We start from the raw sequence: 25,308 nt of genomic DNA on the forward strand, positions 1-25,308 counted from the left end.
ATTATTGGTGTAAGAGTGTATTGGTTAGTTGTTAGCCAAGAGCGTTAATTTGAATTATTTTCTAATCCCAAATAGTCTTCACAAATGTTGAGTTTTGGATATCAGGATCATTGGTTAGAATAGGAAGGCCTAACTCTTTACCCGAAGTGGCGATTAACCGGTCATGTAATTCAGGAATATCATCAATTTCGAATGCATGCGTTACGGTTTCTAAAGAGATAGGATGTTCGAAGACACTAGAGTTATTCTTGATTAAGTGTTGTGCTTCATCAATGGTTGTATCGATTCGGCTTTTCTCTGATAAGTAAGCCAACTCTGCAAAAACCATAGCTGGTATAATAACTTCAGCTTGTTCCCGGTCAACTTGTTGAAATGTCTTCTTAACATTGGCGGGCATTTTTCTTTTCTCCAGCCAGAGAATCAATGCCATTGTATCTGCAACATACTTATTCACTTGGATAGAGCTTTTTATAGTCGTTAAACTCTTCTTCGAGATGAGCTGTTTGTGAATCGCTTAGTGATGATAACTCTCCAGAGATACTGTCCGCAGATTTCTTGATTCTCTTTTGACGAACAAATTGCGCAAACTCTAAAATCTCCTTTAGAGCTTCTTTAGGAAGTCCTTTGGTGTACTTAATTAACTCTTTTTCTAATTGAGAAGTTGTCATGAGCTAAAGGCTTTGATGTTATATCCGACAATATAACAAAATAAGACAGGATTTGGATTCCTCAATTGAATCAGAGGTTCCAGCATGCATTCCGAACGAGACGTTCGGAACGAGTTCAGAAAAGATAAAAAACCTTGATGAATGACTAGGATTTATAAGAGCTTAACTTTATGAGACTTCGCTTTGTATATCAAACTGCTCTCCAACTTACCAAGTTAAGTTTGATGAGCCAGAACCTGAGCTTATAACTACAAATAAATTAAATACATTTCTATCAGATAAGGATGAGATTAAAATAGTTTTGAGAACAGCTTATGAATCTGAAAGTCTTACAGAAGATGGTACTTTGAGTCCAATCTTTAATACAATAGAAAAAGAATTGCTAAAAGCTGATTTTGTTGTTCGTGATAGAGCAGTTTTTAATAGAATAAGCGAATCTGGTAGTCAAACGTCCTATTCTAAATTAAGTGAACAAACTGATACTGATTTGATTTTAGAGTTAGTAGATTTTGATACAGAAGTTCCTTTCACAACTAATGCCTACTTTAGTGACGAAAAAAAAGAAACTTTTAGAGGTAATAATTCAATTACATATTATGGTGCAAACGCTGAATTTAGGGTTGTACTATTAAAGGATAACGAATTTGCAGGAAGTTATTCTTTCACATATGCACCATGTGAGTTAGGTTGTCCAATCAAAATAAATACAACAACATATGAAGCATACGCAATAGTTGAGAGAGAAGAGGAAGAACCTAACGATGATCCATTTCAGTATATATCAAAATCTGAACTGGAATTATTCATGAAGAATGCAACTCAAAAGTTGATTCAAGAAATCAAATAATTGTTGAGTATAGTTCTCACAGTAGCTCTCGTTCCCAACCGCGGGTTGGGAACGCCTGCTGAACCTTTGGTTTTTAATACCAAACTAGCTACCAACCAATTTGAGTCCGATTCGTCCTCGTTCTAAATCCAAAGTAAGAATTTCAATACTGATAATATCCCCCACACTTACAACATCGTGAGGATCTTCGATCTTTCTGTTTTCTGCCATATTGGAGATGTGAAGCAATCCATCCTGTTTTACACCGATATCCACAAAAGCGCCAAAATCAACTACGTTGCGAACTGTGCCTTCCAGCTTTTGACCTTCCTTTAGATCTTCCATCTTCATGACATCCGTGCGGAGTAATGGTTTGGGCAGGGATTCCCGCGGATCACGACCGGGTTTCTGAAGATTTTCGATAATGAGCTCGAGCGTTGGAACACCCACACCGACCTGCTCTGCCGTTTCCTTCAAATTCACGTTCTTGAACTTGCCTGCGATCTTGTCTTTTTCTTGAGAGAGGTTGTCCAGATTTATGCCAAAGAGATTACACAGTTTCTCAGCCGCTTCATAACTCTCGGGGTGAATGGCAGTGTTATCCAGCGGATTCTTGGATTCGGGGATACGCATGAAACCGGCCGCCTGCTGAAAACGGAAATCGCCCACGCCGTCTATATTCTTGATTTGCTCGCGGTCGATGAAAATGCCTTTTTCTTCTCGCTGCTTCACAATGTTTTGAGCAACTTTTTTGCTCAGTCCTGAAATATGAGCAAGAAGTGGCGCGCTGGCAGTATTCAAATTAACGCCAACCTCATTCACACAGCTCTCCACGACGTCGTCTAGTTTTGAGGAAAGCTGATTTTGGTTTACATCATGTTGATATAACCCTACACCAATGGATTTCGGATCGATCTTTACAAGCTCAGCCAAAGGATCCTGAACTCTTCTGGCGATAGAGATATTGCCACGCTGAGCGGCATCCAGTTCCGGGAATTCCTCGCGGGCAATAGTTGAAGCAGAATAGACCGAAGCACCGGCTTCGTTAACGATCATATAGTGAAGTTCTTCATTGGGATGCTTCTCTTTTCGCTTTTGGATGAACTCGGCTACGATTTGTTCTGTCTCTCGACTCGCTGTTCCGTTACCAATGGCGATCAACTCCACCCCATATTTGTCGATAAATTGCTCGAATACAACTTCTGCTTCAGCTACTTTCTTTTGCGGAGGAGTAGGATAGGTTGTTGTACCTTCCAGATACTTTCCATGTTGATCCACAACTGCTACTTTACACCCACTTCGGAATGCAGGGTCAATACCCATAACAACTTTCTTATCTAAGGGTGGTTGCATGAGCAGGTTACCGAGGTTGGTAGCAAAAGTCTCAATGGCATGGGCATCGGCTTTGTCGGTGAGTTCGCTGCGGAGTTCACGTTCCAGGGAGGGGAAGAGGAGTCGTTTGTAGGCATCCTCCACAGAATCTTGAAGGTATTCGGTGAAGATGCTCCGGTCGTTGCTGATAACAATATCATCAATATTTTCGAGCGTTCGTTCTTCCCAAATATCCACATTCACAAATAGAATATTCTCTCTTTCCCCGCGATTGATGGCCAAAATTTGATAGGGCTTCAGTTTGCTGACTTTCGCTGAAAACTCGTAATAATCCTCAAAATTGGTTCGATCTTTTACTGTTGGATTCTTCTTGGTGACGATGTTCGAGTGCTCCGAAAATACCTTCCGAAGCATTTCTCGAACCTCCAGGTTTTCGTTTATCCATTCGGCTACAATATCAGTGGCTCCGTCAAATGCTTCTTCCACGGTTTCTACTTCTTTTTCCGGATCGATATACTCCTTGGCGTATTTCATAGGATCACCTGAAGTGATCTCCTGTTCCCAGATCAATTTTGCAAGCGGCTCCAAGCCTTTTTCCTTGGCTTTATCTCCACGTGTTTTGCGCTTTTGTTTATAGGGGAGATAGATATCCTCCAGCGTCTTAAGGTCGGTGCAGGCTTTGATCTGCTCTTCCAGCTCCGGCGTCAGTTTATCCTGTTCTTTGATAGATTTCAGAATGGTTTCCTTGCGGGCTTCCAGGGTACGCTGTGTTTCGAGTCCGTCGCGGATTGCACGGATCTGTTCTTCGTCCAGCCCGTCGGTGGCTTCTTTTCGATATCGGGCCAGGAAAGGAACCGTAGCACCTTCATCCAAAAACTTGGCTACGGTGCTGATCTGTTTACCTGAAAAATTAAGTTGAGATGCTAAAAAACTAAAGATCTTGGTATCGCTCATTGATGATATTAATTTCAAAATTTAGATACTGAAAATAAGAAGGGAATGGGGAAATGTTGAATATAATTTTGGTTATTCGTTAAATCGTTAATAGTTATTGGTTGGCAATATTTGCTAATAACTGATAACGATTTTCTAATAACGAATAACCGGTAACGAAAAAAAGTGTAACCTTTTCCTATTTCATCAGTGTATAAGGGTGAAAACACAAAACCCGGGATAAATAGGTGGATTCAACTTCGGATAAGGCTTTAATGATGAAAGTGAAAAAAGGGGACCTGGATAAACTGGGGCTTCTTTTTGAACGGTATAACCGTCCGTTGTTCAGTTTTTTCTACCGGATGTGCAAAGATTCCGATACCAGCGAAGACCTGGTGCAATCCGTATTTGAGCGCATGCTGAAATATCGGGAAAGCTATACCGGCAGCGGCACCTTTACTACCTGGATGTTCAGTATCGCAAGAAATGCACATATTGATCATTATAGAAAAGTGAAGCGACGTGCAATCCCGGTTGAAATTGATGAAGAGCGTTTGGAAGTTGAAGAGGATGAAACCGCCATCATTGATCAAAAAGAACAAAAGAAGAGTTTGCTGGAAATGGCGCTCGAGCGTCTGGATGAAGAAAAAAGAGAGATCGTGATCCTGAGTCGCTACGAAGGATTGAAATACAAGGAGATCGCCGATATCCTGAATACTACGGAAGGCGCGATAAAAGTAAAGATGTTTAGGGCAATGAAAGAGTTAAAAGATCTGGTAACCACTTTAAGTGAGGAATGCAGCTATGAATGAAAAACATGAACAACTGATCGCTGATTATTTATCCGGAGATTTAGGTGCCGAGGACAAAAGCAAAGTCGAGGAACTGATCGCTGCAGGCGATATCGACTTTATGGAATTCCGTGAGCTTGAGAAAATGCACGAAGACCTAGGCTCTATCACCACACCAAAACCCGGCAAGGAAATGAGCAGCCGCTTTTATGCGATGCTGGAAGAGGAAAAGCAAAATCAACGAGAAAGTTGGACCGAATTTTTATTTATGAGATTCAAAGTAGCATTGGCAGAACTCACTATGCTACGAGTGGCTTATGCGATAGTTTTACTGGTGCTCGGCGGATTCATAGGTTCACAGATAAATGGAAGCCAATCCGAGATCGAGCAGTTGAGTCAGGAAATGCAAACCATGAAAGAAATGATGATGGTGAATATGCTGGAAGGAGCTTCGGCGGCAGACCGCCTCAAAGCAGTGAATATCAGCACGGAGCTGCCAAGGGCAGATTCAGAAGCCATCCATGCGCTGCTGTTTACTTTGAATAATGATCCCAGCGTGAATGTGCGCGTTCAAACGATAGAAGCATTAAAGCGTTGGGGAGAAAATGAGGTTGTGAGGGAAGGATTGGTAAGAGCTATTGCACAACAAGAATCCCCTATAGTGATCATTGAACTGGCCGATGCCATGATAGAACTTGAACTTGAAAACGGAGCTCAGGAATTTAAGCAGCTGCTCCGTGAACGAGAACTTGACTATACCGTACAACAAAAACTGCAAAGCAGCATCGCTGCAATACTGTGAGGTTACAATGAAGTGGATGTTATTAATTATAATTTGGGTGCTTGGTCATTCTGTGGAAGCCCAAACGCCGGTGGTGTCACAGCGAACCAACGAAAACGTTGAAATGCGGATTCCTGCTTCGGAATTTAATGATGAAACCATTTTTCATCTTAAAAATATAAATGGAGATCTTAATGCTGTGGGATATGACGGGGATGAAATTCTTATCACCGGAACTAAGATCGTGACCGGTAATCCCGCAACCAGGGACAACTTCAATCCGGAAGAGATATATCTTGACCGGCTCAGGGGAACTAACAGTATTTTCGTGTTTGTTCAACATCCCGGTGTCGAGGTGGAGGTGAGGGGAGATGAGCTTCACTATACATCAAACCGAAAAAATAAAAGAAGCTGGAATGAGAATTCCCTGGAATTTGAATTCAACCTTCAGCTTAAGATCCCTCATTACCTGATGTCTCATATTTCAACTATCAATGGGGGAGAAGTAGTGGTTGAGGGCATGTCTAATGGAATAAATGCAGCGAATATAAATGGAAGCGTCTTCGTGAATAATGTAGCCGGCCCGGTTAAAGCCCAGACCGTGAATGGGAATATCAGGGTAGAGTATGAAGAAACTCCTTCCGGCACAGCTGACTTTCACACTGTGAATGGAACAATTGAAGTGATAGCGCCAAAAGACTTATCTGCAGTTGTAACCTTTAAGAGTTTGCACGGTGAACTATATACCGACTTCGAACAGATCGAGTATCTGCAAAATCGGGTGAAAAGAAATTCGGATGGGAATCACCGATTGAAGATCGAACGATCTTCACCGATACAATTTGGCGAAGGCGGTCCCGAAATGCGTTTACAACTATTAAATGGAAACGCCTACATCAAACAAAGAAAATCATAGACAATCATAAATTAATATCATGAAAAGACGAACTAAGCAGTTAATTTTAGGAATCCTAATTAGCGTTTTTACTATCCCGGCGCTTGCACAAAATAACATCGAAGTGCCTCTGACAAATCCGGATCAGCCCGGGAAGCTGATTATCAGTGCCATGTTCTCGGATGAGATCGAGATCCGTACGCATAATCAAAATAACGTAATTGTGAATTACGATGGCGATAATGTTAGGGAAGAGGAAGAAGATGCCATGAAAAACGGAATGCGACGTATTTCCGGGGGCGGACTTGGCCTTGAGGTCACAGAAGAAAATAATGAAGTCCGTATAACCACCGGACCTATGCCCACAGGTGATTTTGAGATGGTGGTGCTGGTACCCCGTAATTTTTCTCTGAAGCTTAATACTGTTCAGGGGGATGTGAGTGTATCAGGACTTTCCGGTGAGATGGAAATAAGTGCGGTAAATGGAGACATTGAACTTTCTGATATTTCAGGAACCGTATTGGTAAACAGTGTGAATGGAGATATGAATATCGACTTTAATCGTATTCCCCAAAATTCACCCATGTCATTTACCGGCGTAAATGGAGATATAGAAGTTGCCTTCCCCTCAGACGCTAAATTCACTGCAAAAATGAAGACCGAATGGGGTGATGTATACACTAATTTCGATATGGATATCGAAAGGGAAGGAACCAGCAACCAATCAGATTCTGAGGACGGTACCTTTAAGGTTGCAGTAAACAGATGGATCTTTGGAAAAGTAAATGGTGGCGGACCTGAGTTTTTATTCAAGACGCTGCACGGAGATATTTCAATCCGAAAAAAATAAATTAAAGAGTAACTTTCTCTTTTGCTTTTCGTGTAAGATTTAAATATAAACAAGGAGCTGTAACACATGGCCTCGTAAGTGTTTACAGGGATAGGACTCCTTCCAAAAAGAAAAAACTATGAGAAAACTACTATTACTACCCGTGCTATATCTATGTCTTGTAACGAGTGCTTCAGCTCAAAATTCCTATCAGAAACAAGGCGATACCATAAAAGTAAGTGAAGGAGATCTGAGATCGGGTTTGGCTGAAAATCCAACTATGGAGGCGATCAGGATTTCTTCCGGAGAGGTGATTGATTTAGATGGACAATTATCTGAATCTGAATGGATGAATGCCCCTGCTGCCTCACAGTTCACCCAGCGCTTTCCAAGTGACGGCGAGCGTCCTTCTCAAAGAACAGAAGTTCGACTGCTGTATACTAATACGCATATTTACGTAGGGATAACTGCTTTTGAGTCTAATCCTGATTCCATTAAAGCCCCACTTTTCCGGAGGGATGGAGAACAATCAAGTGATTGGGTGTATGTAAGTTTTGACAGCTACAACGACCGGCGAACCGCATTCACTTTTGCTGTCAACCCAAAAGGAGTACAAAAAGATGTCCTTTATTTTGATGATACCGGCGAAGATATTTTATGGGATGCCGTTTGGGAGGCTAAGACAAATATTACAGATTATGGCTGGACGGCTGAGATGAAGATCCCACTTTCTCAGCTTCGTTACAGCTCCAGTAATAAAGTGCAGGAATGGGGAGTCAACTTTCAGCGACGAATATCCAGAAATGGTGAGATCTCTTTTTGGGCACCGGTCTCACAAAATGATAACGCAATGGTATCCAGATTTGGAAGATTGCACGGTATTGCAAATCTGAAAAAGCCTAATCGACTAGAAATAAGCCCTTATGTTTCCGGCAAGGTAACCCGTGTTCCTGAAATTTCTACGGACAATCCCTATTACAGTCGAAATCAATTTGGCGGAAATGTTGGAGGAGATATTAAGTACGGTATTACCTCAGACTTGACTCTCACAGCTACCATTAACCCCGATTTTGGTCAGGTTGAAGCTGATCCGGCGGTTATAAATCTGACAGCAAATGAAAACTTTTTCTCAGAACGCCGCCCTTTCTTTTTAGAGGGAAGCGATATTTTCCAATTTGGGAATACAAAGACCTTCAGCCGAATGGGTAATCCGGTTACTTTTTATTCAAGAAGGATTGGTCGCTCTCCGCAGGGTAGTACAAGCCGGGCAGGAGTGAATGCAGAATATGTGGATCGCCCTGATTTTACGACCATCGCGACAGCAGCTAAGCTGAGTGGTAAGACCAAAAGTGGTTGGTCAATAGGATTTCTTGATGCTTACACCCTGAATGAAGACGCAAATTATGTAACTCCTTCAGGCGATGAAAATGCATTTACTGTAGAGCCTGCAACTAATTATATGGTGGCCAGAACCAAGAAAGACTTCAACTCGGGTAACACTTATTTTGGCGGATTTGCCAGTGCAGTGAACCGGAATATCAACGGAAGTTATTTCGAAGATTTTCTGCGTTCTTCGGCATATTTGGGTGGTGTGGATTTCGAACATAGTTTTAATAACAGAAACTGGGTTACCAGCGGAGCACTTTCATTCAGCAGCATAAATGGAAGCCCTGAAGCCATTGAATTAGCCCAGCGATCTCCGGTCAGATATTACAATCGTGTGGATTCGGATGTATTATCGGTTGATCCCGAAAAGACCAATCTTTCCGGATTTGCAACGGAAGTAAGCATTCAAAAGCGCGGGGGAGATGATAACTGGATGACCTCGCTCACATATTCGGAAGTAAGTCCCGGTTATGAAGCCAATGACCTGGGATTCCAAAACCGGGCGAATTACCGTTCACTAAATGGCGGTTTGATCTACAGGGAGATCGATCCAAAAAACATACAATATTTTGAGAATTTTATGTTTAAAGGAACTGCCTGGAATTATGATGGAGATTTAATAAGCAATTGGATTGTAACTGGAGGGTTTCTACGGTTTGAAAACCTTTGGAATATCAATTACGAACTTCAGTGGAATCTACACCAGTATATGGATAATATCACCAGGGGAGGCCCGGTGATGAAGCGCCCAAATGATTTGAGTATGAATCTGAACATAAATTCAAATCCCAGTAAAAAGGTGTCTTTCAATGCGGGAACCCATCAAAGACAAGATGTGTCCGGAGAATTTGATAATAATATTTGGATCGGATTGAATTTGAATCCTGCTCCTTATCTGCAGATATCAGTTTCTCCCGAGTACAGTTATCAGAAGGATACCGACCAGTATATAACCACAGCCACTGATCTAAATGCTACTCAGACCTATGGCAACCGCTATGTTTTTGCCGATATCAAACAGCATACTTTAATGACAAGCATTCGGTTAAACTGGACGTTTTCTACAACCATGAGTTTACAAACCTACTTCCGGCCATTTGTCTCAACAGGAGCCTATACGAATTACAAAGAATTTGCTGAACCGCGAACCTTTAATTTTGATGTGTATGGGGAGGATAAAGGAAGTATTTCAAAATCCAACGGAACATATACCATTGATCCCGATGGTGCCGGAAGTTCACCTGAAATTACTTTCTCAGATCCTGATTTCAACTTCCGCTCGGTACAAGGGAATGCCGTATTCCGATGGGAGTACATGCCCGGGTCAACCCTTTACTTTGTATGGCAGCAACAACGCAGCGATTTCGTAGGAATGGGAAATTTCGATCTTGGTCGCGATCTGGATGGATTATTCAGAGCCAAACCCACAAATGTATTCTTAGTAAAGCTGAGTTACTGGTTTGGTAACTGATGATCATGTAGCTTGATCAAGGGCTTTCCGACCGGCTCAATATTATTTTGCAGTAAAAAAGGGCGCACTTAGTTGCGCCCTTACTTTTTACAAGACTATTCTACACTTGTCTTGCAACTGCTTAACCAAAAAGGAGCATAAAGCGGACAAAAACTGATCAGGCTGGTTAGCACAAATAGACAGGCCAGTGCCAGCAATACAATTCCCCAGGTTCCGGTAACAGTGCCTGTGAAATATAATGCCACAAAAATGGCAGCCAATATAAAGCGAATAATCTTGTCGGAAGAACCCATATTATTTTTCATAATGATCTCATTTTTGGTTAGAAAATTCGTTCAAAAACAAATGCCAAACCTGTAATGATCAGTACACAAAGTATACAAACGATAATTAGTTTTAGTATTTTCACCCCACAATAAACATTATCTTTGAAGGTTTTGTGAACTTGTTACTACAGCAAGAATTTTAATTAACTATTTATCAAAAAGAAGAAATGAATACACAGCATTTAACAGCAGAACAGGTTAAGTCGATTCAGGTTAGTTTTATCAATAAAGTATATGGATGGATGGCTTTGGCGCTTGCTATTACAGGATTTGTAGCATTACGTACAGCTAATTCCGGATTGGTCGATGTACTAGCAGGTAATCAGATATTGTTCTTTGGGATCATTATTGCTGAACTGGGACTTGTAATCTGGCTTTCAAGTAGAATTGAGAGTATGAATGCGACTAAGGCAATTTCATTATTCTTACTCTACTCTGCATTAAACGGACTCACATTTTCGATACTCTTTCTGATGTATACCTCAGGCTCTATAGCCTCAACTTTTTTCATTACTGCCGGTACGTTCGGAGTGATGAGTGCCTATGGTTATTTCACCAAAAAAGATCTCACCAGCTGGGGGAATATTCTTTTTATGGGCTTGATAGGGATCATTATTGCAAGCGTAGTTAATTTCTTTTTCCAAAGTGAGATGTTGTATTGGGGAATTACTTATATCGGGGTTTTGGTCTTTGTGGGGCTTACGGCTTACGACACGCAGAAGATCAAAAAGATGAGCCTGGAACTGGATGTGGATTCTGAAGAGGGAAGCAAAGGTGCCATTATGGGCGCGTTAACCCTTTATCTGGATTTCATCAACCTTTTTATTATGCTGTTGAGGATCTTCGGGCAGCGTAAATAAGTTGATTGTAAAGGGCATATTTGTAATCCCCTGTAATTTTATCGGACTGAAATTCTCATAATCTTTGTATTTCCGGGAAAAAGAAGATTATGGATAAATCAAAGAAACTCTCAATGGCTGATAAAAACAGGATCATAGAAATGGCGTGGGAAGACCGTACACCATTTGATGCCATCGAATTTCAATTCGGACTCACTGAGGAAGAAACTATTGAGTTCATGCGATCAGAAATGAAGTCTTCCAGCTTCAAGATGTGGAGAAAGCGGGTTTCAGGACGAAAGACCAAACACCATAAGAAACGCAATTATGAAATAAAGAGGTTCGTCAGTCCCAATCAGTACTAAGCCGATAGGTTTTTTTCTAAGAGTTCAGCTGCTTTTAGGGCACACCCCCAGCTTAGGGTTACACCGGCTCCACCATGACCGTAGTTATGTATGATCAACTTATTACCCTTTATCTCAGGTTCAAGCCGCAGCCCCTTTTCTTTACTGCGGATATAGCGGTATCCAAGCTTGGATCTTGTCTTTTTAAACTCACTTAAGTTTATGTCAAAAGTATTTTTAATGATCTTAGAGTGCAGGTCAATAATTTGTGCAGGTACTTCTAACCCGTCAAAATTAAGAATGGGAGCAATATTCTTTTCACCTTTCCATTCTCCGGACTTATCTATTTTACCTTGTTGCCTGCTCCCGCCTAAGACCCACCCGTCACTTCGGGAATAACAGTATACATCCTGAGAAACACCTGATTCTGTCATATAAATATCGGGTCCGGGCGAAAAATTATAAGAAACCACTTTTCCCTTACTGTCCAGTAATTTAGGTGCATCAAATATATGTATGATATGCCCCCGGTAAATAAGATCATTTTGATCTTCAAAAAGCCGGACGGATCCCAGTTCGGAACAATTAATGATATAGTCGAAGGGAAGTTTGTCTATATCGCTTTTGATTAACTTTTTTAGCTGAATATCTGCGCCTTTGTTCACTACTTCTTTGACCAAAGCAGGCCAATACAAATTCCAATCAGCAAAAAAGCATTTAAACTGCCAACCGGTCTGAACCTGGATATCAGGATGTTTGGGATAAAATTCGCTTTTAAAATCATTAAACCCACGGACATTATCCATCAGCAGCAAATAATCCTCAACCGCGTGTTCATTTGCAAAAAGTTCAAAATGTTCATGAATATCTATACCCGGAAATTGTTGATCATATAAATGCTGAAAATAGCTTTTACTCTTGAGGAAGATCTCTTCCAAATTATCAGAGTATACTGAGTGGGGAATAATTGAAGCGGCCGGAAATTTACTTGCAAAATCCGGGTCTGGACTTGTTGACCTTGGATCGTCTTTTGAAATGATAGTTACTTGCCAGCCTTGTCTCAACAATATGAATGCACAAGATAGACCACTTACCCCGGAGCCGATAATGCATACTGTTTTTTTCTTTATCATGTTAAAATATAGTAGCTTTGAAATTCAAATAAACTGTTTGTTCAAAGTTTATTGATGTTGTTTCAAGTGACTAATTTTGGTACTTTTACTATTCACCATACAGGTTTTAAATACGTGAAAAAACTAACTTTTCTTGCAATAGTATTAACTCTTCTGCTAGGTACATATTCCTGTGATTTACTTACCGTTAGTCTTGAAGAACAGGCGTATCCGACCAAATATCCCAGCCTTGATATGGCTGAACTAGTGGCCTTGAATGCAGAGTACAAAAAGGAAAATAATGGTCGTTTGTGCTCCACTTTAAATGAATATGGTTTTACTGGTTTCAGTGAAGTTCTTTTTGAAGACGGCAAAAATCCTTGTGAAAGAGTTAATCGTGATGTTGTGCGAATCGGAATAGACAATACAGACACATTACTTGCTGCCGCTAAGCGGGTGATCGTACAAAATAGCAAATATACGGGCGTAAACGATTCCTCAGAGCTGGTATTGGAAGAAATGCTCCCACAGCCGGGTTGTATTAATTGTGGGCGACCTGATGAGTACAGTGCTGATATTGAGTGGAAGCTTACTTTTGAGAATCAATTGATTGACTCAACGGAAGTAATGGATACAGAGATCACAGTCTTTATTGATGCTAAAGGAGTTAACAGAATCTGGGGTAACTGGTACCCGGACCTTGAAGTTCCGGATTTTGTGAATTTTGGTTATCTGGAAGTACAAGAGGGAATGGTTGGTTGGGAAATTGATATGACCGAGTATTATGGAGAAGAATTTATTTATACCGTTCAGGAGGGAGACTTAACAGAAATTCCACAAAAGGTTTATTTACCCATAAAGAGCGATAGCGGAAATGAATTAGAGGTCAGGACATGCTGGGCTGTTTCAATAAATACAGTGAACTTAAATTTCCCCGGCTGGATAGCCTATATAGATATTGAGGAAGGTTTTTTGGTAGACTTGGTCTCAAAACAAGTAGAGTTCCAGCAAAAAAATTAAAAAGTTTATTTAAAACTGTAACATTTCTCCGTTTGAATACTCTTAACAGTTAGGGTAAGTAAAACATTAATCACAAGCTGAAAAGGAAGTACTTTGGCAGAATCAGTAAAAAAGATACTTGTAGTAGAAGACGATATGATCATTTCGTTAGTTGTTGAAAACATGATCAAAAAATTAGGACATGATTTAGTTGGTAAGGCGGCTTCCGGGAATGAAGCAATTGAGTTAGCAATGGAGCATAAACCCGATATTATCTTAATGGACATCAGGTTAAAAGGTGATATGGATGGCATTGAAGCGGTCACCGAAATAAAAAAACATATCGAAACATCTGTTATTTATTTGACCGGGAATTCAGATAAGGCAAACTATGATCGGGCTAAAGATTCAGGGTGTATTGACCTGATCTCAAAACCTTTTACTATAGGTGAATTGACCAGATCGCTCGACTTAATTTCCTAAGCATTTTTTTGAATCTTTTTTAGGACTCTAACGTACATTAGTACCTATAAAAAAATGGGCAAATACTATGAGTACAAAATTTAGAAATCTAAAGAATGATCTGGAAGACCTGGAACATGAAGGGCAGTTTGAAATTGATGGAAGCTCATCAACGTCGTCAGGAAGATCAACTTCTAAACTAGCAAATTATATTCTGCTTTTTGCTTTTATAGCTACTCTGACATTTTATGCAGGATCAAAGCTTAATTTTTCGGGGATTCAGTTAAATCCTATCGAAAATTTTGTTCAGGGACTCAATCAACCCAGTGAAGATCTCCTGAACCAAATGGGAGCCTCAATGGAAGAGATGGGATACGGCACCTTTACACACGAGGAGCTAATAAATTTACGAAATGAAGGGGTAACTGCAACGTTTACTTCTCAAGTCAGAGAGGCTGGTTTTACGAATGTCACCCTCGAGGAAATGATTGAATTAGGAAATGCAGGGGTTAGTGCATCGTATATCACTGAAATTCAGGATGCCGGTTATTCCGAAATCACCCTTGATCAAATCATAGAGTTAGAAAATGCAGGGGTTAGTGCTACATTCACCCGGATGATGAGTGAATTGGGTTACGAACTTACGGTTCAGGATTTACTGGATCTCGAAGCGGGAGATGTAACGGCATATTTTACTAGTAACATGCTTGATCTAGGTTACACAATGGAAGAGCTGACCAAGGAGAATCTTATCAGAATGAGGAATATTGGGGTGACTCATCAGCAGGCTGAACAGCTCATTAATGAAAAAGGTGAACGGCCAACCGTTGATGAACTAATACGGAACCGAATAAGTAATCAGTAGGATTATTATTTGGAACAATATCTGCTTTAATTCAGTTCAAGTAGTGAATACAAATTAAACAATACTAAAATGAAAAAGTTAGTTACTTTTATATCCGTAATCGCTATTACAGCCATGTTTTCTCAGGCTAATGCACAACAATATTTGATCGAAAATGCATCCGGAATAGGGCCTAAATTCGGCTTTTATAAAGCTCCCGATGCTGAAGATGGCACCATGTTCATTGGACTTCAGTCCAGAACAAAAGCTAAATATCTGGGTGCTGAGTTTTCTATTGAATACAGAGGTGAGCAAAGATACAATACGACAAACGGTGAATTAACAGTCCGGCAAATTCCTTTGACGGGATCACTCTTGTTGTTTGCTCCTCTTGCTCAAAATTTTTCGCCGTATGGATTGGCCGGTTTAGGAGCATATTATACTATCTACGATTATGAAGGTGGATTTCTTAATCCCGGTGATGATACCGATGTTAATGTGGGTTACCATCTAGGTTTTGGTGCTGATGTAGCTCTATCTGAATCTGCTGCCTTCAATATTGATTATCGCTACTTATTTCTTAACGGGAATGATGACATCACTGAAAAAGAATATAGCGGAAATGTAATATCGGCCGGACTCACATTTTATTTCTAAGCTGAAAAAGCCTTACTTTTATAATCCCGCATCAAAACCGATGCGGGATTTTTTTATGAATTTAATTTACCGAAAAGTATAATGGCGGAAATAACGCTTCCTGAAGTTGAGCTCAATATTTATTCACCGAAAGACCCGACAGAAATCACAGTAGTCGAAAATTATGTTTGCACTAAAGAAAGCAGTCCTAATTTTGTGCGACATGTAACTTTTGATGTTTCAGGAACCGATCTGGAAGGCAGAGTACAAATTGGCCAGTCCATCGGGATTCTTCCCCCCGGAGAAGATGAAAGAGGGAAACCGCACAAACTTAGACTCTATTCTGTTTCTTCTCCCACTAAAGGTGAAGAAGGTAAGTCTAACCTGATTTCCACAACGGTAAAAAGAACGATAGAAGAACTGGATGGAAAACTATACACAGGAGTTTGTTCCAATTATTTAGCTGATCTGAAACCCGGTGATAAAGTGAAAGCAACCGGCCCGAGTGGCAAGAGGTTCTTACTCCCGGAAAATCCAAAAGACTTCAATTATGTATTTTTTGCTACGGGAACAGGGATTGCTCCTTTTAGGGGAATGATAATGGAGCTGCTGGAATCGGACTATAAAGGAAAAATCGCCTTGGTGTTTGGAGCAGCCTATCGTACCGATCTTATCTATCCCGATTATTTCATGGAGATGGAAAAGAAACATGAAAATTTTAGATACATAGCCAAAATTTCAAGGGAAGACCGGCGACCGGACGGGTCAAAATATTATGTGCAAACAGCCATTGAAGATGAAGAAGATATCCTCGACCCGATCTTAAGCCAAGAGAATACACTTATCTATATTTGTGGGATAAAAGGAATGGAGGCCGGGATCTATAAAAGTCTGGCTAAAAAAGGACACTCTGAATACTTACTCCTTAAAGGAGATTATGTGGATATGAATCCTGACGAGTGGGACTGGGAAGAAATGCGCCGAAATGTAAAACCCGGTTCCCGTTGTTTCGAGGAAGTGTATTAGACCAAATGTTTGAAATAGCCAACCAGTAGGGGCGTATTGCAATACGCGCCCCTACTGGTTGGTGGAATGATATTTCTAAGAATGAATTTTCGTAACTCCTCCTGAAACCACAAAACGCATAAAATCGGTAGAATCAGTTTTGATCGGGGTGATCTTATCTCTTGGGACGATGTATAAATTCCCTGAAAAGTTATAAGAATGCGGGCAATAAACGGCTACCTCATCTTCCAGGCCAAAATGCTCCAGCGATTCTTCTGTGATGAACCCGAATCGCTTCATGCCTGCCGGCTCACTGAACTCCACATAAACCGGTTTCTTGAATTTCTTTTTATCGCCTACAAAAGCTTCAGTCAGATCCTTGAATGAAGAATACACAATGTTTATCAGCGGTGTCTTTGTGATCAGTTTTTCAAAGAGATATAGAATAGGCTTGGTGAACGTTTGGGTCATAATAAAACCAAAGCAGGTGATAAGCAGAAAACCTGTAATGATCCCAAGTCCCGGAACTTCGTATTTAAACCAACTGAACAGCAGGTTATTGAACAGATCATTCATCCAGATCATTGTGGCATACACAACATAACCGGTTACAAAGAGAGGCAGAATGATCAGCATTCCGCGGAAGAAATAATTCAGGATGGTTTTCATAGTAGCACAGATGATTTTGATTTTATCTGAATCTACTATTTAAACGTAAAAGATGTGAATACCCTTTCTAAGCTTCGAGATTAGAACGAGTTCCGAAGATAATTCTTCAGAACATGTTCCTGCAAACTTGAGCCTTCAGTGCCTTTGTGTAATTGATCTGAGAAAACCGATTAACTATTATAGATCAACCAATTTTTGATGGATTCTATTCGTTTTCCGATGCTTGTTCCTCTGCTGCATAACGAAACAACATAGCTGCTACAACAAATAGGGTGACGAAGAATCCGTTTACAGCCAGAATCTCATATGCGGAACTTTCCGGTACTTCGGCCATACCCGAGAAAAGCGCGGCTATGGCAATTATAGCCTGAGTCGCGGCCATAGATAATAAGGTAATCATCAGGCCAATAGCTTTGAATCTTGCGATAAAAGCGCCCATTACTCCTACACCGATCACTAGAAAGTATAACAGGTTGAACTCGTTATTTTCGGAGCCGATTAGGCCTACGGCAAGATTGCTCCATATAAGAAAGAAACCGGTAAAAAGGGCAAATCCAACAGCGACTCGATAGGCCACATTTCCTGATTTTCCGGTGACCAGTTTATAGGTGAATCCGGTTCCGAAGATCATTATACCGGCAAAGATAAAATCGGAAAGTGTCCATACGACATCATTTGAAAACTGCATGGCGATCAAGGGTATCATTAAAAGAGCGGCTGTAGCGATTGCAGGGTAGGTGATTGCTTGCTTTATATTATGTTCTGAATTCATGGTGTTACCTATGTTATGTTTGTTGTTTAAAATGAATTTATAAAAAGATTACTAAGTGTTATTGAAAGCCAAATACGAGAGGGAAAATGATCACAACGGCCGCTGCCCAAACGACAAAGACTGGTAAATAATCGGTTTGCCATTTTTCGAGAGCCTGAAATGATGAACGCCCACGCAGAAAACGTATGTACAGTACTGCCGACCAAGTCAGATTTACCAAAAGAATCAAATTCATACCAAGAGCGGCCACTCTGTTGGGGGTAAAACCAAACTCTGCAATTCGTTCCGAGATACCCCAAAGTGCGACGCCATCCGCTAGTAGGGCGCTGATCACAAGTATAACCTGGATCACATCAAATCCACCAGGGGTAGCTTCAGGATCTCGTGCAGAAATGGAGTAGATAAGAAGGCATAGAACCATGACCAACAGCAGATCAAAAGCGATGAGCACGTCGCGATCCATGATCAACTCATTTCCTGTAAATAGGAGAGTTCCCAGGAAGGCGATGATCACGATGGCAAAAAGAGGGGAGAACAGTTTAGCCAGGACCGGAGCAAAATTCCCGGCCAATTCATTTCTAATCTCAGCAAGCCATGCTGCAATAATAACGGCTCCGGCTACACAAGAAAGAACCCAGGATTCAAATACCGGTTCAATATCAATGCCGATGGTTCCGAATATTAGGGCCATGAACCCGACAAGAACCACGCCACCGAGAGCGATCAATACGTAATAGATGAACATCTCACCGGAAAACCGGATGAAATCCATGCGGCTGCTAACCTCACTCCACTTTCCACCTGAAAATGCGACCCCAACGATCAGCCACAGTGCGATCGGCAAATGCAAGGCAAAAAGAGCCTCGGTATCACCTCCTTGTTCAAAGGGATAGCTATTGGCGAAGAGCAATGCCAGACTAAAAGCAGAAACCAGCAGGATAAGAGTGTGGGACTCAATCTTCCGTTTCCACACAAAATAGCCGGTTAGGAGTGGCAACACGAAGAGACTTATGTTTCGGATATAGAAACTCTCGTTCTGATCCAGGTCGAGGCCAAATAGTGAAGGTAACTTAACGAGTATAGCTGCTGCAATCGCGAGGGAGAAAGCAACTAAGGCTTCGGTAAAAGCATTTTTATCGGCAGACTTTTGAAGTGTGGTCATGATTATTATGGAGTTAGAATTTCAGATTGAAAGAACTTTGTATTACAAAGTGATTGGTTAAATTTTTTTGAGTTTAGTTAAATCTGCTGAGAACGAAGTTTGGATCGGGTAATGAAATACCATCCGGTTCCGATTAAGATCAGCGCGAGTGGAAGTGCACCCGGTTCACTTTCAACTACGATCATGAAGGTCACCAAAAGGAGGCCGATGAAGATGGTCAAGAGTGAAAGCCGCTTGTGCATTTTTAGTTTTTTTGAGTGATCTGTTTCCATAGTTATTTTTGTGATCTAATGATGGTTTCGAGGACTTTGAGGTGTTCGTCAAACGCTTTTTTTCCTTTCGGTGTCATGGAGTAACTGGTGTTTGGTTTATTATCAATGAAGGATTTTTCTACTTCCACAAATCCTTCCTGTTCCAGCTTTTTTATATGTGTGGCCAGGTTTCCGTCGGTCACTTCCAGAAACTCCTTCAGAGAGGTAAAATCCAGAGAATCGTTGACGGCCAGGGCCGACATGATCCCCAGTCTTACCCGGTTCTCAAATGCTTTATGCAAATCGTCGAATGATACATTCACTTGCTATCACCTCTCAAACCTGAAGTACATATAAATACCGTACACGATGTGAACTACACCGAACCCGATAGCCCAAAAAAGGAGTCCATAGCTGATAAAAGCCACATTCAATAATCCCAGGATCATCTGCGTAAAACCCATTACCCGCACTTCTTTGATGGTGTAAGATCCTGCGTTGTAAAGAGCGAGTCCATAGAACAGGAGGGTGAGTGGAGCGATCAATCCTAGAAGACCTTTGGAGATCAGAAGCGCGATCAAAATTCCTCCGGTGAAGAGTGGAATGGCCATACTTGTCAATAGTCTGCGGGAAGTTGCATTCCAGGCTTTCTTATCATTTTTACGGGCTTTTCTTCGGGAATCCAGAAGGGCGCTTATCAGTGAAAGGAAGAGAACTCCGGTTGCTGTTAATATGATGTTGGTCAGATCCGGATAGGAATAGAAGGCCTCATTTGGATGAAACTCAAGAACGCTGTAAGCGATCCATGCACCGGAGAGGGCATAAACACCTGCCAGTATTCCTGCCCATCCCGAGAGCGATAAAAATTTAGAAGATCGCTCCATCATGGAACGTATCTCTGCGATATCCTTAATGTAATCTTGTTCTTCTTTCATGCAAAGTACTTTTTATTTCAAAGTAAGTATGAATTTTTTGTTTTGCAATAGGGAAAGTGAAAATTTTTAGAATATCGAACATTCAACATCGAAGGAAGAAGTATTTAGGGGGCATTCCTGCGGAGGCAGGAATCTTAGCTCTGGTTACGAAGGTGACCTTCCGGTGCTTTGTAATGAATTAATGCCTGATTCAATTTCCTTGTTCTTTTGTGCCGACAAAAGAACCAAAAACTCCCGGCAGCGAAAAAAAGAGCTAAAGCTGATTCCATTCCGCTAAAATAAATCAATGCTCCATCACGGGAATTATTTGTTTCATTGGTTCTTAGCGGTATGATTTATTTCTTAACGCTCCATTCCATCATCTTCTTAACGCTCTCTTTTCTAAGGCCGATGGAACATTGAACAGAGAACACTACCATTCAATTTAAGTGATTTTGTATGTTACAAAGGTCTAGAAGATCAGACTACCCAGCCATCGCGATAGGTGCGCCCGACAAACTGATTGGCTTCTTGGAGATTTGTGATCTCCATGTTTTCACCATCCCAGAGTAGTTTTTTACGGCCGTAGTATTCCAGTTGTCCCTCGCTATTCTCTCTTCTCAACAAGTAGCTGCGGATGGCAAGATTTCCCATCAGCACGGTTTCTGTCATAGGACCGGCATAGTCAAATGATGAGGTTAGAGCCCGGTGTTCGGCACTGTCAAAACCTGCTTTACAGGCATCGATCCATTTCCTGTGGTGCCCGTATTCCGGCTCTTCGTTTTCTTCCGTTTCCGGGCCAAATTCGGTAGTTCCATCATTCAGATACAGTTTAGGCATAATGGGTGAGCTGTCATTGATATTGGTTGATATCACACCATTTTCTCCGATGATCAAAACACCGTTTGCACTCTCAGGCCCTCCCATATCATGGTCCGGAGGGATGATCTCAGGACGAGATGGCTTGATTCCACCATCACTCCAGGTCATTTTGACCCGTGATTTTGTTTTATCAGTAGCTTCATAGTGCATGGTAATGAACGAAGAAGCAGGGCAGCCCTCGGGATGATAATCTGGAGTCCACATTTGTGTGTAAATAGTACCTACACTGCATTCCGCATCGGTAGGATAGGTGAGGCCCAGTGTTCTGTATGGAATATCGATCAGGTGGCAGCCTACATCTCCCAAAGCCCCGGTTCCAAAGTCCCACCAGCCTCTCCAGTTAAAAGGATGTAAATTTGGGGTGTACGGCCTGTATTCGGCAGGCCCCAGCCACAAATCCCAGTCTAAGGCGTCAGGTTTCTGACTTGGATCCGGTTCGGGCATGGCAAATCCCTGAGGCCAAACGGGACGGTTTGTCCAAACTTTTACTTCGGATATGCGACCCAAAACTCCGGAATCGATCCAATCCTGTACCATGTTGAGCAAGGGGTTAGAAGCTCCTTGATTTCCCATTTGGGTCACTATTTTTTGTTCACGTGCCATTTCCGTCAAAAGTCGTGCTTCTCTGATATTGTGGGTCATCGGTTTTTGGACATACACATGGATTCCACGCTCCATTGCATTTTTGGCAGCAGGGCCGTGGTTATGGTCCGGAGTGGAAATAGTTACAGCATCTAAGTCAGGCTCTTCATCCAGCATTACACGATAATCACTGTATTTTTTTGCATTCGGAAATGCTTCCACAGCCCGCTGTGCAGATCCGGAAAAATCCACATCACACAGGGCCGCTACCCGCTCTCTTCCGTTTACCGAAGCATTTCGAATATCACTGAATCCCTTTCCACCTGACCCAATAGCGGCAATATTCAACTGATCGCTGGGAGCGGTATAACCGATTCCGCCAAGTACATGCCTCGGTACAAAGAAGAAGGAAGAGGCAAGAGCGCTTTTCTTAATAAATGATTTTCGTGAGATAGAAGTGGATTTTTTTTTGTCATTCTTCATAGCTGAAAGGCGGTTTTTTGAACACCATAAACAAAATAGCGATCAGTTGGTTTGTTGTGTTTATTGTTCGGAATATTCAATAATTCACTCAATTTTAAAAATGGAAAGTTCAAGAGGGGATTTCAACATCGAACAAGGAACATCCAACATCCAACGCAGAAGTTTTTTGGGATCATATCTGTGGAGGTGGAAGTCTGATAGTTTGAAGCGCGGATTTGGCGGATGAGGGGATTCCGCTGATCTCTACGATGTTGTGACGAATATTTACTCCAATGCTAGCCAAAGAGTTTCTTCGCCTGGGAGGAGCACAAGAGGAGCACAAGAGGAGGGTAAATACCGCCACGGATTAGCCTGTTTTAATAAGCTCGATTCTAATTACTGGCTTCCCGGCTCCGTGGGAATGAATATTGAATAGTGACCATGGTTTAGCTGCATGCGGATGAAGATAGCATTCTAAACGGGCATTGGGAACGAGATTAATATGATCCCCACCTATGCTACGTATCGTTCCTATTGGAGATTCTGTTCTTCGTGTTTGTGGATACTATCTATAGAGCACCCGTGGAGCTCTTTTTCAGAGGTTGCTTGAGGTTTAGTCTTAAGGATAATCTAAATCATGATCATCGTGTAATTCTTGCCAATAATCTTCAAGAGCAATTATATCTAACCTATGTAATAGGTTGCGAGTTTGTAAAGGCTCATTTTGAGTTACACTCTCTACATGGGATTCTGGTTTTTCTTTTACTAACCATAACATCCATGTACCATCACCTTCTGTGAACTTATAGGTAGGAGAATTTTCATCATCAATCCAACCATGATTTAATGTACAGTAGGTATAACCAATTTTTTCGGGGTGAAAATTTTTTAACGCATCTTTGAATTCATCATAAGTTACAAACATAGTATGTTAGGATTAATTAGATACTCTAATTAACTGATCCTATTGTAATTACTTAACAAAGAAAGTCTAAAGATGATTTCATTGAGTGTGTTACTCTTTTACTTCTGTTGAAGTTCTGCTTTTCATGTTTTGGCTACCATATAGTTTGAACCGCAGATTTGGCGGATTAGGGGATTCCGCGGATTGCTACTATTCAAAGGTTGATATTTACTTACGTGCTAGCCAAAGAGTTTCTCCTCCCGGGAGGATAACAAGAGGAGGGTAAATGTCGCCAAGGATAATTTTGTTTCTTCAAATCGGATTCTAATTTCTTTATCACTGACTCACTAGTAGTATAATTTTGATAACTTTAACCCTTATAAATTTCTTGTTTGAGCCACTCTGTGGTATTTTGAAGGCCTTCCCTGAGCGATGTTTCTGGTTTCCATCCGAGCTGGTTTTTTGCTTTTTGAGTTGGAAAAGTGTTGTAAGAATTTGCCATTTCTATAAAGCCCTGATCGATAGGAGTTTTTATACCGGGAATTTTATTTCCCCAAGCCATCATGCGAGCAATAAATAAAGGTATTCCTTTGGTTTCCTTATTGACGATCTTTGCATAGTGATCCATAAAAGTCTTCCAGTCAGTTACTTCATGCACGATGTTATAGGCTTCACCTACTGCATTGGGAGATTTAGCACAAAGTATTAAAGCCTGAACCACATCATCTACATATACCGGGTAGAAATTTGTAGAGCCATCTCCTATATACACGGGTTTATCATTCAGAATAAGATTGAACATTCCTTCACTCCAGATACCATAACCAGGACCATATATCATGGAAGGTCGAATTATTGACAATTCCAGATTTGTCTTTTCAGCCATCTCTCTTGCAACTTTTTCCGCTTGAGATTTGGTTCGGTTGTACATCGCTGAGTGATTTAGAGCCAGCGGTGTTGATTCCCCAATCTCGCCGGTTTGTGGCATATCATAAACCGCCAGGGTGCTAACATGGATGAAACGGGAAACACCTTTTTTCCCGGAGGTCTCAACCAATGCTTTTGTTGCATCAACATTTACCTTTTGTCCAGCATCATGATCACCATCGATGATAGCTGCGGAATGAAATACATAATCCTGACCGGTAACAACCTTCTCGATATCTTCCGTATTAAGGATGTCCACTTTTTTAAGGTCGATTCCTTTTTCTCTAAGATGAGCAACCCGTTCAAGATTACGTCCGATACCGGTTACCACAGACTTTTCTTTATCCGCTAAAAGTTCTGCTAAACGTGAGCCCAAAAATCCCGTAGCCCCAGTTACAAGTACTTTTTTTCCTTTTAATGATGTCATTTTTCCCCGCCTCCCGTTTAATTTATGGTTAGCATAATATGTACTTAGATAAATTTTAATATGATTAATTACAAAATAATTGATGAACTATGATTACCTGTTCTGCGATTAATCAATTAACGATTAACGAATTTCGAACCACACATGAGTTCAAACCATATTTTTCCTATCTTTAAGGCTCTGTAAAATTCAACATTCACACATCAAATTTAATGTCGCACAAGACTTCTGCTCAGATCCGCCAGGAATTTTTTGATTTCTTTGCTGAAAAAGATCACGCCATTGTTGACAGTGCCCCCGTAGTCCCCAAAAACGATCCAACCCTGCTATTCACCAACGCAGGGATGAATCAGTTCAAATCTATTTTTCTTGGGGAAGAGGATGCCCTTAAGCATGATGGGAAAACCTGGAAACGTGCAGCCGATACCCAAAAATGTATTCGCGTAAGCGGCAAGCACAACGACCTGGAAGAAGTGGGTCATGATACCTACCACCACACGTTGTTTGAGATGCTGGGCAACTGGTCCTTTGGCGATTATTTCAAAAAGGAAGCCATCGGTTGGGCTTGGGAGCTGTTGGTTGAAAAATGGGGTCTCGATCCCGACCGACTCTACGCCACCGTTTTTGAAGGAGATGAAGCTGACGGATTACCCGTGGATGACGAAGCCATCGAGCTTTGGAAAAGCGAGACGAGTATTGATCATGACCACATTCTGAAGTGCAGTAAAAAAGACAACTTCTGGGAGATGGGCGAAACCGGTCCATGCGGACCTTGCTCGGAAGTACACATCGATCTCCGTTCAGATGAAGAACGTAAAAAGAAACCCGGCCGAGATCTGGTGAATATGGACGATCCCCGCGTAATGGAGATCTGGAA

Annotated in this window: 28 protein-coding genes; 14 read left to right on the forward strand and 14 right to left on the reverse strand. The window is 41.3% G+C overall.

Annotated features, from left to right (window positions below; all coding sequences use genetic code 11):
- Window positions 1-61: 61 nt before the first annotated feature.
- Together VFM80_RS07660 and VFM80_RS07665 are read right to left on the reverse strand one after the other, a co-directional pair.
- Window positions 62-454, reverse strand: a complete 393-nt coding sequence (locus tag VFM80_RS07660; RefSeq protein WP_395071156.1) for a type II toxin-antitoxin system VapC family toxin — start codon at window positions 452-454, stop codon at window positions 62-64.
- Entirely contained in the window at window positions 447-668 is a 222-nt protein-coding gene (locus tag VFM80_RS07665; protein ID WP_395071158.1) for a hypothetical protein, read from the reverse strand. The genes VFM80_RS07660 and VFM80_RS07665 overlap by 8 nt, the downstream gene beginning before the upstream one ends.
- A 301-nt stretch (window positions 669-969) precedes the next feature.
- Here VFM80_RS07665 and VFM80_RS07670 point away from each other — a divergent pair, with 301 nt between their 5' ends.
- A complete protein-coding gene (locus VFM80_RS07670) occupies window positions 970-1,515 on the forward strand; it encodes a hypothetical protein (RefSeq protein WP_395071160.1) in 546 nt (181 codons plus the stop codon).
- 84 nt (window positions 1,516-1,599) lie between these two features.
- Here VFM80_RS07670 and VFM80_RS07675 read toward each other — a convergent pair whose 3' ends face one another.
- Window positions 1,600-3,780 carry a Tex family protein gene (locus tag VFM80_RS07675; protein ID WP_395071162.1) on the reverse strand — a complete coding sequence of 727 codons (2,181 nt, stop codon included), beginning with the start codon at window positions 3,778-3,780 and terminating at the stop codon, window positions 1,600-1,602.
- A gap of 254 nt (window positions 3,781-4,034) precedes the next feature.
- On the opposite strand from VFM80_RS07675, the gene VFM80_RS07680 reads away from it, so the two are divergent.
- The 5 genes from VFM80_RS07680 to VFM80_RS07700 all read left to right on the forward strand — a co-directional run bounded on the left by VFM80_RS07680 (window position 4,035) and on the right by VFM80_RS07700 (window position 9,912).
- Window positions 4,035-4,571 carry an RNA polymerase sigma factor gene (locus tag VFM80_RS07680; RefSeq protein ID WP_395071164.1) on the forward strand — a complete coding sequence of 179 codons (537 nt, stop codon included), beginning with the start codon at window positions 4,035-4,037 and terminating at the stop codon, window positions 4,569-4,571.
- The gene (locus VFM80_RS07685) at window positions 4,564-5,352 is read left to right on the forward strand and encodes a hypothetical protein (protein WP_395071166.1); all 789 of its coding nucleotides are present in this window, start codon (window positions 4,564-4,566) and stop codon (window positions 5,350-5,352) included. The genes VFM80_RS07680 and VFM80_RS07685 overlap by 8 nt, the downstream gene beginning before the upstream one ends.
- 16 nt (window positions 5,353-5,368) lie before the next feature.
- Window positions 5,369-6,247: a DUF4097 family beta strand repeat-containing protein gene (locus VFM80_RS07690; RefSeq protein ID WP_395071168.1), complete on the forward strand. Its 879-nt coding sequence runs from the start codon at window positions 5,369-5,371 to the stop codon at window positions 6,245-6,247.
- 19 nt (window positions 6,248-6,266) lie between these two features.
- A complete protein-coding gene (locus VFM80_RS07695; RefSeq protein WP_395071170.1) occupies window positions 6,267-7,076 on the forward strand; it encodes a DUF4097 family beta strand repeat-containing protein in 810 nt (269 codons plus the stop codon).
- Window positions 7,077-7,194: 118 nt separating this feature from the next.
- On the forward strand, window positions 7,195-9,912 hold the full coding sequence (locus tag VFM80_RS07700; RefSeq protein ID WP_395071172.1) for a DUF5916 domain-containing protein: 2,718 nt from the start codon (window positions 7,195-7,197) through the stop codon (window positions 9,910-9,912).
- Between the two features lie 95 nt (window positions 9,913-10,007).
- Here the strand turns inward: VFM80_RS07700 and VFM80_RS07705 are convergent, their stop codons facing one another.
- On the reverse strand, window positions 10,008-10,217 hold the full coding sequence (locus VFM80_RS07705; protein WP_395071174.1) for a YgaP family membrane protein: 210 nt from the start codon (window positions 10,215-10,217) through the stop codon (window positions 10,008-10,010).
- Window positions 10,218-10,405: 188 nt separating this feature from the next.
- On the opposite strand from VFM80_RS07705, the gene VFM80_RS07710 reads away from it, so the two are divergent.
- Window positions 10,406-11,098: a Bax inhibitor-1/YccA family protein gene (locus tag VFM80_RS07710; protein WP_395071176.1), complete on the forward strand. Its 693-nt coding sequence runs from the start codon at window positions 10,406-10,408 to the stop codon at window positions 11,096-11,098.
- 89 nt (window positions 11,099-11,187) lie between these two features.
- Window positions 11,188-11,442 carry a TIGR03643 family protein gene (locus VFM80_RS07715; RefSeq protein ID WP_395071178.1) on the forward strand — a complete coding sequence of 85 codons (255 nt, stop codon included), beginning with the start codon at window positions 11,188-11,190 and terminating at the stop codon, window positions 11,440-11,442.
- Here VFM80_RS07715 and VFM80_RS07720 read toward each other — a convergent pair.
- On the reverse strand, window positions 11,439-12,554 hold the full coding sequence (locus VFM80_RS07720; protein ID WP_395071180.1) for an FAD-dependent oxidoreductase: 1,116 nt from the start codon (window positions 12,552-12,554) through the stop codon (window positions 11,439-11,441). The two genes, VFM80_RS07715 and VFM80_RS07720, sit on opposite strands and share 4 nt — an antisense overlap.
- A gap of 114 nt (window positions 12,555-12,668) precedes the next feature.
- Here VFM80_RS07720 and VFM80_RS07725 point away from each other — a divergent pair, with 114 nt between their 5' ends.
- The 5 genes from VFM80_RS07725 (at window position 12,669) to VFM80_RS07745 (ending at window position 16,500) form a co-directional block, all read left to right on the forward strand.
- Window positions 12,669-13,553, forward strand: coding sequence for a hypothetical protein (locus tag VFM80_RS07725; protein WP_395071182.1), 885 nt, complete (start codon window positions 12,669-12,671; stop codon window positions 13,551-13,553).
- Window positions 13,554-13,646: 93 nt separating this feature from the next.
- On the forward strand, window positions 13,647-14,015 hold the full coding sequence (locus VFM80_RS07730) for a response regulator (RefSeq protein ID WP_395071184.1): 369 nt from the start codon (window positions 13,647-13,649) through the stop codon (window positions 14,013-14,015).
- Between the two features lie 67 nt (window positions 14,016-14,082).
- Window positions 14,083-14,859, forward strand: coding sequence for a hypothetical protein (locus tag VFM80_RS07735; RefSeq protein WP_395071186.1), 777 nt, complete (start codon window positions 14,083-14,085; stop codon window positions 14,857-14,859).
- A gap of 69 nt (window positions 14,860-14,928) precedes the next feature.
- On the forward strand, window positions 14,929-15,495 hold the full coding sequence (locus VFM80_RS07740; protein ID WP_395071188.1) for an outer membrane protein: 567 nt from the start codon (window positions 14,929-14,931) through the stop codon (window positions 15,493-15,495).
- A gap of 81 nt (window positions 15,496-15,576) precedes the next feature.
- Window positions 15,577-16,500, forward strand: a complete 924-nt coding sequence (locus VFM80_RS07745; RefSeq protein WP_395071190.1) for an FAD-binding oxidoreductase — start codon at window positions 15,577-15,579, stop codon at window positions 16,498-16,500.
- 75 nt (window positions 16,501-16,575) lie between these two features.
- On the opposite strand, the gene VFM80_RS07750 is transcribed toward VFM80_RS07745, so the two are convergent.
- The 9 genes from VFM80_RS07750 to VFM80_RS07790 all read right to left on the reverse strand — a co-directional run bounded on the left by VFM80_RS07750 (window position 16,576) and on the right by VFM80_RS07790 (window position 24,431).
- Window positions 16,576-17,148: a DUF502 domain-containing protein gene (locus VFM80_RS07750; RefSeq protein WP_395071192.1), complete on the reverse strand. Its 573-nt coding sequence runs from the start codon at window positions 17,146-17,148 to the stop codon at window positions 16,576-16,578.
- Window positions 17,149-17,353: 205 nt separating this feature from the next.
- Window positions 17,354-17,920 carry a hypothetical protein gene (locus VFM80_RS07755; RefSeq protein ID WP_395071194.1) on the reverse strand — a complete coding sequence of 189 codons (567 nt, stop codon included), beginning with the start codon at window positions 17,918-17,920 and terminating at the stop codon, window positions 17,354-17,356.
- 58 nt (window positions 17,921-17,978) lie between these two features.
- The gene (locus VFM80_RS07760) at window positions 17,979-19,082 is read right to left on the reverse strand and encodes a hypothetical protein (RefSeq protein WP_395071196.1); all 1,104 of its coding nucleotides are present in this window, start codon (window positions 19,080-19,082) and stop codon (window positions 17,979-17,981) included.
- A gap of 77 nt (window positions 19,083-19,159) precedes the next feature.
- Window positions 19,160-19,354, reverse strand: coding sequence for a hypothetical protein (locus tag VFM80_RS07765; RefSeq protein WP_395071198.1), 195 nt, complete (start codon window positions 19,352-19,354; stop codon window positions 19,160-19,162).
- Window positions 19,355-19,356: 2 nt separating this feature from the next.
- Entirely contained in the window at window positions 19,357-19,656 is a 300-nt protein-coding gene (locus VFM80_RS07770; protein WP_395071200.1) for a winged helix-turn-helix domain-containing protein, read from the reverse strand.
- A 6-nt stretch (window positions 19,657-19,662) separates the two neighbouring features.
- The gene (locus VFM80_RS07775; RefSeq protein ID WP_395071202.1) at window positions 19,663-20,268 is read right to left on the reverse strand and encodes a hypothetical protein; all 606 of its coding nucleotides are present in this window, start codon (window positions 20,266-20,268) and stop codon (window positions 19,663-19,665) included.
- Between the two features lie 459 nt (window positions 20,269-20,727).
- Window positions 20,728-22,194 (reverse strand): Gfo/Idh/MocA family protein, encoded by a 1,467-nt coding sequence (locus VFM80_RS07780; protein WP_395071204.1) that lies wholly within the window; start codon window positions 22,192-22,194, stop codon window positions 20,728-20,730.
- Between the two features lie 598 nt (window positions 22,195-22,792).
- Window positions 22,793-23,098 (reverse strand): hypothetical protein, encoded by a 306-nt coding sequence (locus VFM80_RS07785; RefSeq protein ID WP_395071206.1) that lies wholly within the window; start codon window positions 23,096-23,098, stop codon window positions 22,793-22,795.
- A 349-nt stretch (window positions 23,099-23,447) separates the two neighbouring features.
- On the reverse strand, window positions 23,448-24,431 hold the full coding sequence (locus VFM80_RS07790) for an NAD-dependent epimerase/dehydratase family protein (RefSeq protein ID WP_395071208.1): 984 nt from the start codon (window positions 24,429-24,431) through the stop codon (window positions 23,448-23,450).
- 212 nt (window positions 24,432-24,643) lie between these two features.
- Between VFM80_RS07790 and VFM80_RS07795 the strand changes: the two genes are divergently transcribed.
- Window positions 24,644-25,308 (forward strand): alanine--tRNA ligase-related protein (locus tag VFM80_RS07795; RefSeq protein WP_395071210.1); only part of this gene is annotated, 665 nt, incomplete at its 3' end.

This window comes from Gracilimonas sp. (assembly GCF_035704785.1).
Lineage (GTDB): Bacteria > Bacteroidota > Rhodothermia > Balneolales > Balneolaceae > Gracilimonas.